Here is a 13,034-nt window from a genome sequence, read left to right as displayed (position 1 = left end):
GGTTGGGAATTGGCACACCAAAACGCCGGAAGAACTCCAGCATCTCCTCGTCCATGCCATTGGCACCAGTGCGCGACGACGCTTTTTCAACCGTGCGTATATTGACCACCGATGGTCCCACCTGGTCCACCAGTTCCGTGAAGTCCGGCAAACCCCGGACAACGGCGGCTGGCTGGGCCCACACCGCTTGAGGCAGCGCCACAGCGCCAGCTACCCCGGCAAACATGCACGCGAGCGCCACAGAGCGCAGCTTATTACCATCGAACTTCGGCATCTTCGACCTTTCGTGAATTGTGCAAATGCTGTCCATGAGCTTGGTGTGACTGTGAAGAGTGTGCCGCGAAATGGTTCCCGGCAAAGATCAACGTTCTTTTCAACTGCGCCAACCAAACTGGCCGGGAAAGGACCTTCGACACCGTGCAGGAAACGACGCGCTCAGCGAATGCGTTCCAACTGTCCGGCGAAAAGACGCAGCGTCTGCAAGGGGACTTCACCGACCGCCGTCAACCAGGTATCAGGCGACACCCGCTGCGCAAAGAGCTGCGTCGCACCCATACCCGACACCTGGGATTGCGCCGGGTGATGCTGCGGGTCAAAGGACTCCAGGAACAAGGAAACAGAAGCCAGCCCATCGGAGTAAAGACACTGCAGAACACTTGGCGCATCGTCTGCGCCAGAAACCGCGCGCCTATGGCAGCTGACAGGCACGAACCCCGCCACCGGCTGCCGCAGAACCCACCCCTCAGCCTGGGCTGTTGTCTTCACGACGGCTGGGGCGAGCACTTTGTAGCCCGTTGTCGAATCCATCAAGCGGGAGAGTTGCTCCACCCGCACCGACGCATTCAAATCAAGCTCTGAAAACGCCGCCTGCTCCAACACCCGCCCATCCAGGGTCAGGGTTTGCAGTTTCACCACCAACCCTGAGTCCCGCTCCACCCACAGGCGGTAGCCAAAGCGCAGAGCATCCAGGGGTTTGAACCACACCACATCGGACACCAACCCCGCCACCCGCTCCTGGCCCATCAGCTGAGAGGTATAAAACTGGGCCGTAGAGGTGCCGCTGACCACCGGCACGCGAGGAAAAAGCCCGGCCGCATCGCGCCGGTCTGTGCGCACCACACGCGCTTGTGGCAAGAAAGTGCGCACCTCATCGTTGCGCCTAAAAACAGTGCGCGGCGTGCCGCTCAGCGACTCCACCCGCTCCATCTGCTGGAGCCCATCGCAGGCGTGCCAGATGCGCGAGCTGGACATGGCTCCGTTGGCCGACATCACCACAAACACCCCTGCGTAGGATTTGCGGCAGGGCGCACTGTGCATGCGCTCGATCCACTGCGCCACATCGCGCTCGGCAGGGGCAGATACGGCCTGCGAGGAAGACGCGGCGGCATTGCTCCCGCCAGGGCCTGCGGCCAGGGCTGCCGATGCCACCAGGCCCCATGCAGCTACCGCCCCACACAACATCAGCCACCGATTGCGAAGGATTCCACCAGCGCCCAGTACTCCCAATGTGTTCATCACGCGATCTCACCGCCTGGAGCAGGCATCCCTATTCCAAATTCAACGGCCAGGGGTTTCAAAGGTGGCATTTCGCAGAAAACCCGCCGGCATCTGCAGTGCCGATGTGCTGCCAAACTGCTTGTGGGCCGCAAGCAATTCATCCAGACGGGGATCCCGCAGCATCACCTGCTGCCCGTCAGCGTCGGCCACCGCTACCACGGGCGCCCCTGGGGCCGGGTTGCTGCGTTCGGGCACGGCCGCCATCTGAGCACCTGCCCCTGCAGGGCCCGCCCCTTGCAAACTGGCCAGGGATGTCCAACCTATCGCCGCCACCGCAGCCAGCGAAGCAAAGCCCGCCACCATCTTCCAGCGGAACACAGACGCATTGGCTGCCTCGGGCAGCCCGGCCGCAACCACTGCCACGGGAACCGGAACATGGGGGCGTTCAGGCAGCGCCTCCTGGGCCAGTTGTTCACGCAAACGGGCCATGAATGCCGGATTGGCAGGCTGTGCCAGGTCTGCCGAGCGCAGCACATCACCGACCAGGTGGTACAGCTGCCAGGTCTTGGCCCCTTCCTCGTCTTCCGCCGCGTAGGCGAATGCAGCACTCAGTTCATCGCCCTGAAGCTGGCCATCGGCCAGTGCGGACAGCCGCTCCCGATGGCCCACACCCTGGTCCACGGAGCCACCCGCCAGCCCATTGATACCTGTTTCAGCCTTGTTCATTCCATCACCTCACCACCGTTTGCCCGACTGGTTCTCAAGCAGAGGGCGCACTTTGGCCGAGATGGCCTCACGCGCCCGAAAAATCCGGGACCGCACTGTGCCAATGGGGCATCCCATGGCCGCCGCGATCTCTTCGTAACTCAAGCCCTCGATCTCGCGCAGCGTCACCGCCTGGCGCAAGTCATCGGGCAACGCCTCCATGGCCGCATTCACCACCTGCGCAATCTCTTGGGCGGCCAGTACGGTTTCGGGAGTTTCGTCGCTGGTTAGTTCATGTCCGAGGCGGGAAGTTTCATCCTCGTCCTCAGCACCCCGGAAGGCATTTTCTGAAATGACCGGATTGCGCTTCATGTCCATCAGCGCCTTCTTGGCGGTATTGACGGCAATGCGGTACAGCCATGTGTAGAACTGCGCATCCCCGCGAAACTGATGCAGCGCCCGGTAGGCCCGAATAAAGGTCTCCTGGGCAATGTCCTGGACTAGATCGGTGTCGCGCACCATGCGCCCTATCAGGCGCTCGATGCGGCGCTGGTACTTGATGACCAGTAACTCATAGGCGCGCTGATCGCCCGCTACCGTGCGCTCCACCAAGTGGAGATCGCTGTCTTCGGAGGGGGAAGGCGGAATTACAGTCATGGATACTCAGGATTCACGCCCCTCGGCCGTGGCCGGAGCGGTTGCGTCAGGGTTGTCAGCGCCCGGTATGGCGCGCGAATATACCGCACGGCGCATGTCCAGCCAGCGCTCGGGCTGGCTCGCACGCTCCAGCCAAAGCCAGGTGCGGTTATGCCCCCAGGGAGAGACACACACCCAAAGATGGGCCTGCAGATCAAGAAGGACTTCAGGCGGCGCAGAAAGTGCCCGGAATATTTTTTCAGGACCATCGCCTTCCAGAACCCATCCCTGCCCGTCCCAGCGCAGGGATCCCACAAATTGCTGGCTCCAGAAATGCACAGCGCCCGCAGCAGCCACCAGCCAAAGGCCACCAGCAGTACATACAGACACCCAGGACAGCGCCGCACCTTCCGCCAGCCAGGCCCACAGCACCGCAGCCCCTGCCATCAACAACACGACCAACGCTACGCCCAAGGCCATGCTGCGCCGCACGGGGTAGAGCATTGCAGGCGCACGCCGTGAGGGTCGGATCATGGCACCGGGGTCAAACTGAAACCACGCAGCGGCACACGGCAACCCCCTGCCCTGCAGGACAGGAGTAGGGCATTCGATGTGCTGGGCCGATGGCGTCCACGGGCATACAGGCCACGATGGAAAACGCAGTCCGCAGAATCAGATGCGCTTGAAAACCAGCGTGCCGTTGGTGCCGCCAAAACCGAAGTTGTTCTTGACGGCCACATCGATCTTCATATCACGCGCCGTGTTGGCGCAGTAATCCAGATCGCACTCCGGGTCCTGGTTGAACAGATTGATGGTGGGCGGCACCTTCTGCTCATGCAGGGCCAACACGGTGAAAACACTTTCAATCCCCCCCGCACCACCGAGCAGATGGCCCGTCATGGATTTGGTGGAGCTGACGACGGTCTTGTGGGCATGTGCACCCAAAGCCGCCTTGATCGCGTTGGTTTCGTTGATGTCGCCCAGGGGCGTGGACGTGCCGTGCGCATTCAAGTAATCCACCTGGTCGGCATTGATGCCCGCATTGCGCAGGGCGCTGAGCATGGCACGGCGAGGACCATCCATGTTTGGGGCCGTCATATGGCCCGCATCCGCACTCATGCCAAAACCACTGAGTTCGGCGTAAATCTTGGCGCCACGGGCCTTGGCGTGTTCGTACTCTTCCAGCACCATCACACCAGCGCCTTCGCCCAGCACAAAACCATCGCGGTCCTTATCCCAAGGGCGGGAGGCAGTCTTGGGATCGTCATTTCGGGTGGACAGCGCGCGCATGGCGGCAAACCCACCAATGCCCAGCGGCGACACGGTGGACTCTGTGCCACCAGCCACCACCACATCCGCATCCCCGTATTCGATCATGCGGCCCGCTTCTCCGATGCAGTGCAAACCCGTTGTGCAGGCTGTCACCACGGCCAGATTCGGCCCCTTGAAACCAAAGCGCATGGACACATGGCCGGCCACCATATTGATGATGGACGCGGGCACAAAAAACGGCGTGATACGCCGAGGCCCACGGCTGACCAGTTCCGCATGGGTGTCTTCGATCAGCGGGAGGCCACCAATGCCTGAGCCGATCACACAGGCAATGCGCGTGGCAAACTCTTCACTGAGTGCATCACCCGTGGGCAGACCAGCGTCTTGCACGGCCTGCGCAGCTGCGGCAATGCCGAAGTGGATGAAGGTGTCCATCGCGCGCGCATCCTTGGCGCTGATGTACGACTCCAGGTCAAGACCTTTGACCTCCCCTGCGATCTTGCAGGCGAAGTTCGACGTATCGAACTTGGTAATGAGATCAATGCCGGATTTTCCGGCAAGGAGGTTGGCCCAGGAATCGGCCACCGTGTTACCCACGGGGCTGACGCAACCCAGGCCGGTCACGACAACGCGACGACGGCTCATGCGTAAAAACCTTCTGCTGATCGCTTGAGTCAGGCGCTGGGCGCCACTCAGGCCTTCTGGTGGGTATTGGCGTAGTCGATGGCGTTTTGCACCGTGGTGATCTTCTCGGCGTCTTCGTCCGGGATCTCGATGCCGAATTCGTCTTCCAGAGCCATCACCAGTTCCACCGTGTCGAGCGAGTCGGCACCGAGGTCTGCCACGAAGGCCTTTTCATTGGTGACTTGGGACTCTTCCACACCGAGTTGTTCGGCAATGATTTTTTTGACGCGTGCTTCGATATCGCTCATGGTTTCCCTCTGGGGGTTGTGAATGAATCCGCGATTCTAGCCGCTTAAGGAGAAGCCCCTAAACGACCCGCCGTCCGGATGAACCGGCGTTAACTTGTCTCAATTACATGTACATGCCGCCATTGACGTGCAACTCCTGCCCCGTCACATAGCCAGCCTCGCGCGAGGCGAGGTACGCCACGGCGTGTGCGATGTCCGCTGGCTTGCCCATGTGGCCCAGCGGGATCTGCGAATTGAGTGCTTTTTGCTGGTCTTCGGGCAGCACGGAGGTCATGTCGGTCTCGATGAAACCAGGCGCCACGCAATTCACTGTGATGCTGCGGCTGCCCAGTTCACGGGCCAGCGCACGCGTCATGCCGGCCACGCCCGCCTTAGCGGCAGCATAGTTGGCCTGGCCCGGATTGCCCGATGCACCCACCACGCTGGTGATGCTGATGATGCGGCCAAAACGCTGCTTCATCATCGGGCGGATCGCGGCGCGGCTCGTGCGGAACACCGCCTTGAGATTGGTGTCCAGCACCGCATCCCAGTCGTCATCCTTCATGCGCATGGCGAGGGTGTCGCGTGTGATGCCGGCGTTGTTCACCAACACATGCAGGCCGCCTTGCTGCTTGACGATGGAGTCCATCAAGGCCTCGACCGCTGCCACATCATTCACATTCAGGTTGGCACCCCGGCAACCCGGATAGGCCGCCAGCGCCTGGCTGATGCGCGCAGCGCCCTCGTCGGTGGTGGCCGTGCCCACCACCTGGTAGCCGCGCACAGCCAGCTCCAAGGCAATCGCCGCACCAATGCCGCGCGATGCGCCAGTCACCAGCGCCACTTGCGCAGCCTGCGCTACCGTCTGGGTCGATTCCGTCATGCCAATAACTCCCGGGTTTCGGCCAGGGTGGCCGAGTCAAACAATGCTGCGCCGACCAGTTCGGGATCGATGCGCTTGGTCAGGCCCGCCAGCACCTTGCCGGGGCCACATTCAACAATGTGCGTCACGCCACGGCCTCTCAGCGCCTGCACGCACTCCACCCAGCGCACCGGGCCAAAGGCCTGGCGGTAAAGCGCGTCGCGAATGGCGTCCGCGTCCTGCTGCACCGCCACATCCACGTTGTTGAGCACCGGAATCTGGGGTGCGGCCAGGGCCACGTCAGCCAGGGCCACACGCAGCTTTTCGGCCGCAGGCTTCATCAGGCTGGAGTGGAAAGGCGCCGATACCGGCAACAACAGCGCGCGCTTGGCGCCCGCCGCCTTGAGCACTTCACAGGCCTTGTCCACTCCCGCCTTGGTACCGGCGATCACGGTCTGGATCGGGTCGTTGAAATTGACGGCCTCGACCACCTCGGTGGTGCCGGGCCCGAACGATGCAAGCGCCTCGGCACAACCGGCGATGACTTTGGAGGCTTCCATGCCCAGGATGGCGGCCATGGCGCCGGTACCCACCGGCACGGCCTCTTGCATGGCCGCAGCGCGCAGCCGCACCAGCGGAGCCGCCTGCGCCAGCGTCAGGACACCCGCAGCCACCAGGGCCGAATACTCACCGAGCGAATGCCCGGCCACCGCCACCGGGGCCGCGCCCCCCTCAGCGCGCCAGACGCGCCAGGCCGCCACACCCGCCACCAGCATCACAGGCTGGGTGTTGGTGGTCAGCGCCAGCGCCTCCTTGGGGCCCTCTTTGATCAAGGCACCCACATCTTCGCCCAGGGCATCCGATGCTTCTTGCAGGGTCTGCGTCACCACAGGATGGTCGCCCCACCCATCGAGCATGCCCACGGACTGGGAGCCTTGTCCGGGAAAGACAAATGCAAAAGACGTCATGAAAAAATCCAGAAATTTGAGAGAAATTGGGCGCTACCGCCTACCCACATTAGATTTTCAGCTACAACTTCAGGAGCACAGCACCCCAGGTGAAGCCACCACCCACACCCTCCAGCAGCAGGGTCTCACCCTTTTTAACCTGACCGGAGCGCACGGCATGGTCCAGCGCCAACGGAATGGAAGCCGCAGAGGTGTTGCCATGCTGGTCCACAGTGACCACTACCTTGTCCATAGACAGCTTCAGCTTGCGGGCCGTGCCCTGCATGATCCGGATGTTGGCTTGGTGCGGAATCAGCCAGTCGATGTCCGCTTCGGTCAGCCCGGCCTTGGCCAGTGCGGCGTGGGCGGCCTTTTCCAAAACCCCCACTGCCAGTTTGAAAACCGCCTGCCCGTCCATCTTGAGTAGGGGATCGCCCAGCACTTGGCCACCCGACACATTGCCCGGCACACACAGGATGCCCACGTGCTTGCCATCGGCGTGCAGGTCGCTTGACAGGATGCCGGGCGTCTCGGACGCCTCCAGCACCACCGCACCAGCGCCATCACCAAACAGCACACAGGTGGTTCGGTCATTGAAGTCCAGGATGCGGCTGAAAACCTCGGCGCCGATCACCAGCGCACGGTTGGCAGCCCCCGTCTGGATCATGGCGTCCGCCACAGACAGCGCGTACACAAAACCGCTGCAGACTGCCTGCACATCAAACGCAGGGCAGCCATTGGCCCCGAGCTTGTTCTGCAAGATGCAGGCGGTAGAGGGGAAGACCATGTCGGGCGTGGACGTGGCGACGATGATCAGGTCGATGGCCGTCGGCTGCAGACCAGCCGCCTGCAGTGCATGGCGCGCCGCCTCCACACCCAGATCGCTGCTGGCCACATCGGGAGCCGCAAAGTGACGCGCCCGGATACCAGTGCGCTCCACAATCCATTCGTCTGAGGTTTCGATGCCGCGTTGGCCCAGTTCGGCCACCAGATCGGCGTTGGTCAACCGGCGGGGAGGCAGACAGCTGCCGGTGCCGGTAATGCGGGAATAACGTCTCATTATTGTGCGGTCGCCGCAACGCCAGGCTGGGGCTGGGCATCTGCAGGCACCAGAAGCGGCGCCGCATGCGCAATCCGGGTCCGGACACGGTCGAGCAGGTTGTTGCGGGCTGCATCATACGCCCGGTTCAAAGCCTGCTCGAAGGCCATGGCGTCGGCCGATCCGTGACTCTTGAACACCAGTCCACGCAGGCCCAGCAGCGCCGCGCCGTTGTACCGGCGGTAGTCCATGCGCTTCATAAGCGCTTTTAAGATCGGATAAGCGATGATTGCCGCCATTTTCGTGAAAATATGGCGAGAGAACTCGGTCTTGAGCGCTCCAATGATCATCGAGGCGACACCCTCGCTGGCCTTGAGCGCCACATTGCCCACAAAACCGTCACATACCACGATGTCCACGGTGCCTTTGAAAATGTCATTACCTTCGACATTGCCAAAGAAATTCAAATCACCAGAACTTGCCGCAGATCGCAGCAGTTCACCTGCTTTTTTGATGACTTCGCTGCCTTTAATGACCTCTTCACCAATGTTCAGCAAGCCCACGGTGGGCTCCCCCCCCTCCTGAAGGACCGACACCAGGGCGGACCCCATCACGGCAAACTGCAGAAGGTGCTCGGCAGAGCAGTCCACATTGGCGCCCAAATCCAGCACCGTGGTGGCGCCGCCCGTGGCATTGGGCAACTGGGTCGCAATGGCCGGGCGATCAATACCGTCCAGCGTTTTGAGGAGATAACGAGCAATGGCCATCAGCGCGCCAGTGTTGCCCGCAGATACAGCTGCTGATGCCGCACCGTCCTTGACCTGCTGAATGGCCACGCGCATCGAAGAATCCTTCTTCTTGCGCAAGGCCACCTCCACCGGGTCGTCCATGGCCACCACTTCGGAGGCGGGAACGATGGCGGCACGGTCGTGCGAGAACGCCTCCAGGCTACCAGGCAAGCCCACAAGCAGCAAACGGGCGTCGGGGTGGTGTTCGAGAAACTGGCGGCACGCCGCGAGCGTGACGCGGGGGCCATGGTCGCCCCCCATGCAGTCAACAGCCAGTGTGATCATGGGCGACTTGTCCGGCCAACGAATGGGGCCGGAAGAAAAATACGACGGTCAAAACAAAGGCCCGCACTACGCGAAGTAGTTGCGGGCCTTGATGGGTGCTGAAATCAGGCTTCAGACTTGTTCTTCAGCACCTGGCGGCCACGGTAGAAACCGTTGGGGCTGATGTGGTGACGCAGGTGCGTTTCACCGGTGGTGGGTTCCACAGCAATGCCTGGCACGTTCAGGGCATTGTGCGAGCGGTGCATACCGCGCTTGGAAGGGGACTTTTTGTTTTGCTGAACGGCCATGATGGCTCCTGATCTTGAGTAGGTTGGTAAAAACGCGATCAGCCCAAAAGACACGATGGGATTCGCGTGAAGCCCACGATTATAACCCAAATGATTTTTTGGGCCAGCCAATCACCCCTTGGGATCCTTGCGCAGCCCGGCGAGCGCTGCAAACGGGTTGGGTTTTTCGGCGTTCGCTTCTTCAAAATCGTCGTCGGACGAGGCCAGCGGCACAGCCGTAGGGCATTCGTCGTGTTTGGGCACCACGGGCAAGGCCATCAACAGCTCGTCCTCAATGAGTTCGTGCAGGTCGAACTCTCGACTCAGGGCGAGCAAGTCTTCCTCGCTTTCATCGTCCAGCGCCTCAGCAGTGGCCTCGTCCGCCACAAAACGGAACTCGCGGTCCACCTCCAGCGGCACGTCCACGGGGGTCATGCAGCGCTGACATTCCATTGGGAAACTTGCGCGCACCTTGATGTGCAGCCACACCTGCCCGATGCCACCCAATGCGGTGCGCACCTCGCCGACAGCCTCCCAGTCCACCAGCAAGTCGGGGTGCAGCCCCTTGGCCTCCTGCGCAAGGCGTTCGTACTTCAGCAACGAGTCGTGTCCCGCCAGCCGCCCGCCCGCCTGTGCAAAGGCTTTCACATCGAGGCGCTGCGGGGAGAATTCCTTGGTCATGGCGGCAGTGTAAGAGAATCGGCGCATGCATCAATCCCCCTCCCTGCAGCGCCCTCTGGTATTGGGCTCGACCTCGCGCTACCGGCGCGAATTGCTGGAACGGCTGAACCTGCCTTTCGAAGTGACCGCCCCCCATGTCGATGAGACTCCCCTGCCTGGCGAAGCCCCTCGCGCCCTGGCCCTGCGCCTGGCACTGGCCAAAGCGCATGCGGTGGCACGGCAGCGCCCCGAGGCCGTGGTGATCGGCTCCGACCAAGTGGCCGACCTGGCCGGCGAACCGCTGGGCAAACCGGGCCAGCACGACCGGGCTGTGCAGCAGTTGCGGCAGATGCGCGGCCAGACCGTGGTGTTTCAGACGGCGCTGGCTGTGGTGTGCGCCGCCACCGGCTTTGAGCAGGTGGACCTCGCCCCGGTGGAGGTCCAGTTCCGCGCCCTGAGCGATGAAGAAATCGAGCGCTATCTGCGCGCCGAAAAGCCCTATGACTGCGCGGGCAGCGCCAAAAGTGAAGGCCTGGGCATTGCGCTGCTGGAAGCCATCCACAGCGACGACCCCACGGCCCTCATCGGCCTGCCAATGATCCGCACCTGCCGCATGTTGCGCGCGGCGGGGCTGGTGCTGCCATGAGTGCGAAAACCGGCACCCTGTATCTGGTGCCCGCACCCCTTGACTTTGGCTGCGACACCCAGGCCCCACTGCAGGACGGCCTGCCCTCAGCCACGCTGCAGACGGCCGCACGCCTGACACATTGGGTGTGCGAAAACGCCAAAAGCACACGCGCCTATCTCAAACGCATCGACGCGATACATCCCCTGGCAACCTCTCTGCAGCAGCAGCAGATCACCGAACTGCCGCGCGAAGTCCACAAAAAGGGGGACCACGGCGACAAAGGCTCGACCCCATTCGACGCCCGCCCGTTACTGGCTGCGGCACTGAATGGGCAGGACATAGGCCTGGTCAGCGAAGCTGGCATGCCCGCTGTGGCCGACCCAGGCTCGTCGGTAGTACGCGCTGCGCACGACCTGGGCCTGCGCGTGGTGCCGCTGGTGGGGCCGGTATCGCTGCTGCTGGCCCTGGCGGCCAGCGGGCTCAACGGGCAAAACTTCGCATTCGTCGGCTATCTGCCACAAGACGGGCAAGAGCGCACACAGCGCATCAAGGAGCTGGAGGGTATTGCGCTGCGCACGGGCCAGACCCAGCTGTTCATCGAAACCCCGTACCGCAACCCAGCACTGTGGCAAGCGCTGGTACAGACCCTGCAGCCCCACACCCGCCTAGCGCTAGCGGGTGGATTGACGCTACCGCAAGCCCACATCCAGAGCCAGCTGGTGCGCCAGTGGCGCCAGCAGCCCACGCCGCCCGACAACCGCACGCCCTTCGTTTTTGCACTGGGGCGCTGAAACACAAAAGACACGGCACGTCAGTCGCGCATGAAATGCTACACATTTGGAAGCACTCAAAGCACATGACACTGACGCAGTCGCTCAGAAGCGCCTTAAGCCGCGCCGCCATTGCCTCACCAGGACCGAGGCACTGCTCGGCAGTACACCCACAAAAATGCCCCGGGAGATACCTCTACCGGGGCTATGAATAGGAATCTGCGGCCGGGGGCTCGCGTCGATCACGCTGCTTACCAACCCCGCAGCTGATGTCAGCGCAACTGCGGTCCCGATACGGGCAGTGACTTGACTGCACCCATACCCACGGCAGCACCAAAACGCTTGACCAGCCGTTCAGCCACGTTGTCGCGACGGGTGTAATCGATGATGTCTTCGGCCTTCACCACTTCGCGTGCCACGTAGTCCAGGTTGCCCAGCTTGTCGGCCAGGCCCATTTCCACGGCCTGCTGGCCAGTCCAGAACAGGCCGCTGAAAGTGTCGGGAGTGGTCTTAAGGCGGTCGCCTCTGCCCGCTTTCACCACAGTAATGAACTGCTGGTGGATCTGGTCGAGCATGGTCTGCGCGTAGGCACGCTGCTTTTCGGTCTGCGGGCTGAAGGGGTCGAGGAAGCCTTTGTTCTCGCCAGCAGTGAGCAGCCGGCGCTCCACGCCCAGCTTTTCCATGGTGCCGGTGAAGCCAAAGCCATCCATCAGCACACCAATGCTGCCCACGATGCTGGCCTTGTCCACATAGATGTCGTCGGCGGCAGCAGCGATGTAATAGGCCGCCGACGCACAGGTTTCTTCGACCACGGCGTAGATCGGCTTTTTGTGTTTGACCTTGAGTCGGATGATCTCATCGTTGATGATGCCCGCCTGCACCGGGCTGCCACCGGGCGAGTTGATGAGCAGCACCAGTGCCTGCGAGCCTTCGTCCTCCAGCGCGCTGCGCATGGCAGCCACGACAAACTCGGCACTGGCCTCGGCACCGCTGGCGATCTCGCCCTTGATATCTACCACGGCTGTGTGGGGCGTGCTCTTGCTGGCACTGGGCGATGCCTGGCGCAGAGCGGTGAAAGCGATGGCTGCAATCAGCACCAGCCAAACCAGACGGAAGAAGATTTTCCAGCGGCGGGCGCTGCGCTGCTCTTGGAGGGCGGAGAAGGCCAGCTTTTCCAGCGTGGCACGCTCCCAGCCAGGTTCACGCGATGGGTCGCTCACAGATGCTCCTGAATTTGTAGCTGCTTGCGCCCACAGGTCGGGCGCAGGGTTGCTTTTTGGATCGAAACCCGAGGTTCCGGGCAATTGGGGATCAGTCATGTATCACGTCCTGAGCACTGCGCCACGGCTGCCGGTGCGCCCCTACGCAAGCGATGGGTAGCAGGCGACATTTGTGCAGGCTTTGCGTCTGGATTGTCTAGAACTCTAGGGGCTGCAGGTTGTAGGCAGTATGCCAGTGCACCACACCCTCGCTTTCTGACAGAGCAATTTTCACCAGCCCGCCCCGACAGGGCCCTCCGGCACACTGGCCTGTATGGGGCAAGTAGGCCGCTCCGTGGGTGGAGCACAGAAGCCACTGGCCGGTGTCATCAAAAAAACGGCCTTCCTGGTAGTCCATCTCCATCGCCACGTGGGTGCAGCGATTGAGATAGGCATGGGGAACGCCCCGGTAGCGGATGGCAAAGGCGCGGCAAGTCTGCCCCGCATAACGCACATCAAACGCCACCGCCAGGCCACCATCGACCAGGTCGGTGCTGTTGCACAAGGGA

Annotated in this window: 16 protein-coding genes and 1 pseudogene; 2 read left to right on the top strand and 15 right to left on the bottom strand. The window is 62.3% G+C overall.

Annotation, left to right across the window (positions count from 1 at the left end; all coding sequences use genetic code 11):
* From DBR12_RS22865 to DBR12_RS13455, 13 genes and pseudogenes are all read right to left on the bottom strand, one after another.
* A pseudogene (locus tag DBR12_RS22865) lies at nucleotides 1-274 on the bottom strand (S1C family serine protease); the annotation flags it as partial.
* Nucleotides 275-435: 161 nt separating this feature from the next.
* Complete coding sequence (locus DBR12_RS13510; RefSeq protein ID WP_108617735.1) at nucleotides 436-1,515, bottom strand: MucB/RseB C-terminal domain-containing protein; 1,080 nt, start codon at nucleotides 1,513-1,515, stop codon at nucleotides 436-438.
* 42 nt (nucleotides 1,516-1,557) lie between these two features.
* Entirely contained in the window at nucleotides 1,558-2,223 is a 666-nt protein-coding gene (locus DBR12_RS13505; protein ID WP_108617734.1) for a sigma-E factor negative regulatory protein, read from the bottom strand.
* 9 nt (nucleotides 2,224-2,232) lie between these two features.
* The gene (rpoE, locus tag DBR12_RS13500) at nucleotides 2,233-2,859 is read right to left on the bottom strand and encodes an RNA polymerase sigma factor RpoE (protein ID WP_108617733.1); all 627 of its coding nucleotides are present in this window, start codon (nucleotides 2,857-2,859) and stop codon (nucleotides 2,233-2,235) included.
* Between the two features lie 6 nt (nucleotides 2,860-2,865).
* Entirely contained in the window at nucleotides 2,866-3,372 is a 507-nt protein-coding gene (locus tag DBR12_RS13495) for a hypothetical protein (protein ID WP_108617731.1), read from the bottom strand.
* 138 nt (nucleotides 3,373-3,510) lie between these two features.
* Nucleotides 3,511-4,755 (bottom strand): beta-ketoacyl-ACP synthase II, encoded by a 1,245-nt coding sequence (fabF, locus tag DBR12_RS13490; RefSeq protein ID WP_108617729.1) that lies wholly within the window; start codon nucleotides 4,753-4,755, stop codon nucleotides 3,511-3,513.
* Between the two features lie 47 nt (nucleotides 4,756-4,802).
* Nucleotides 4,803-5,042: an acyl carrier protein gene (gene acpP / locus DBR12_RS13485; RefSeq protein ID WP_003058049.1), complete on the bottom strand. Its 240-nt coding sequence runs from the start codon at nucleotides 5,040-5,042 to the stop codon at nucleotides 4,803-4,805.
* Nucleotides 5,043-5,145: 103 nt separating this feature from the next.
* Entirely contained in the window at nucleotides 5,146-5,904 is a 759-nt protein-coding gene (gene fabG / locus DBR12_RS13480; protein WP_108617728.1) for a 3-oxoacyl-ACP reductase FabG, read from the bottom strand.
* Nucleotides 5,901-6,851: an ACP S-malonyltransferase gene (gene fabD, locus DBR12_RS13475; RefSeq protein ID WP_108617726.1), complete on the bottom strand. Its 951-nt coding sequence runs from the start codon at nucleotides 6,849-6,851 to the stop codon at nucleotides 5,901-5,903. Before fabD ends, fabG begins: the two co-directional genes overlap by 4 nt.
* A gap of 61 nt (nucleotides 6,852-6,912) precedes the next feature.
* The gene (locus DBR12_RS13470) at nucleotides 6,913-7,890 is read right to left on the bottom strand and encodes a beta-ketoacyl-ACP synthase III (protein ID WP_108617724.1); all 978 of its coding nucleotides are present in this window, start codon (nucleotides 7,888-7,890) and stop codon (nucleotides 6,913-6,915) included.
* On the bottom strand, nucleotides 7,890-8,942 hold the full coding sequence (gene plsX, locus DBR12_RS13465; RefSeq protein WP_108617723.1) for a phosphate acyltransferase PlsX: 1,053 nt from the start codon (nucleotides 8,940-8,942) through the stop codon (nucleotides 7,890-7,892). The genes DBR12_RS13470 and plsX overlap by 1 nt, the downstream gene beginning before the upstream one ends.
* A gap of 104 nt (nucleotides 8,943-9,046) precedes the next feature.
* A complete protein-coding gene (gene rpmF / locus DBR12_RS13460) occupies nucleotides 9,047-9,229 on the bottom strand; it encodes a 50S ribosomal protein L32 (protein ID WP_005794249.1) in 183 nt (60 codons plus the stop codon).
* Between the two features lie 111 nt (nucleotides 9,230-9,340).
* Nucleotides 9,341-9,889, bottom strand: coding sequence for a DUF177 domain-containing protein (locus DBR12_RS13455; RefSeq protein ID WP_108617721.1), 549 nt, complete (start codon nucleotides 9,887-9,889; stop codon nucleotides 9,341-9,343).
* A gap of 25 nt (nucleotides 9,890-9,914) precedes the next feature.
* Between DBR12_RS13455 and DBR12_RS13450 the strand changes: the two genes are divergently transcribed.
* Nucleotides 9,915-10,514, top strand: a complete 600-nt coding sequence (locus tag DBR12_RS13450) for a Maf family nucleotide pyrophosphatase (RefSeq protein ID WP_108617719.1) — start codon at nucleotides 9,915-9,917, stop codon at nucleotides 10,512-10,514.
* Complete coding sequence (locus DBR12_RS13445) at nucleotides 10,511-11,287, top strand: SAM-dependent methyltransferase (RefSeq protein ID WP_108617717.1); 777 nt, start codon at nucleotides 10,511-10,513, stop codon at nucleotides 11,285-11,287. The genes DBR12_RS13450 and DBR12_RS13445 overlap by 4 nt, the downstream gene beginning before the upstream one ends.
* 251 nt (nucleotides 11,288-11,538) lie before the next feature.
* Here DBR12_RS13445 and DBR12_RS13440 read toward each other — a convergent pair whose 3' ends face one another.
* Nucleotides 11,539-12,585, bottom strand: coding sequence for a S49 family peptidase (locus tag DBR12_RS13440; RefSeq protein ID WP_108617716.1), 1,047 nt, complete (start codon nucleotides 12,583-12,585; stop codon nucleotides 11,539-11,541).
* Between the two features lie 97 nt (nucleotides 12,586-12,682).
* The gene (locus tag DBR12_RS13435; RefSeq protein ID WP_233244477.1) at nucleotides 12,683-13,030 is read right to left on the bottom strand and encodes a Rieske 2Fe-2S domain-containing protein; all 348 of its coding nucleotides are present in this window, start codon (nucleotides 13,028-13,030) and stop codon (nucleotides 12,683-12,685) included.
* Nucleotides 13,031-13,034: the final 4 nt, after the last annotated feature.

The organism is Acidovorax sp. HMWF029 (assembly GCF_003060895.1).
Lineage (GTDB): Bacteria > Pseudomonadota > Gammaproteobacteria > Burkholderiales > Burkholderiaceae_C > Acidovorax.
Note: the sequence above shows the minus strand (reverse complement) of the source record. Positions and strands in the feature narration are given on the sequence as shown.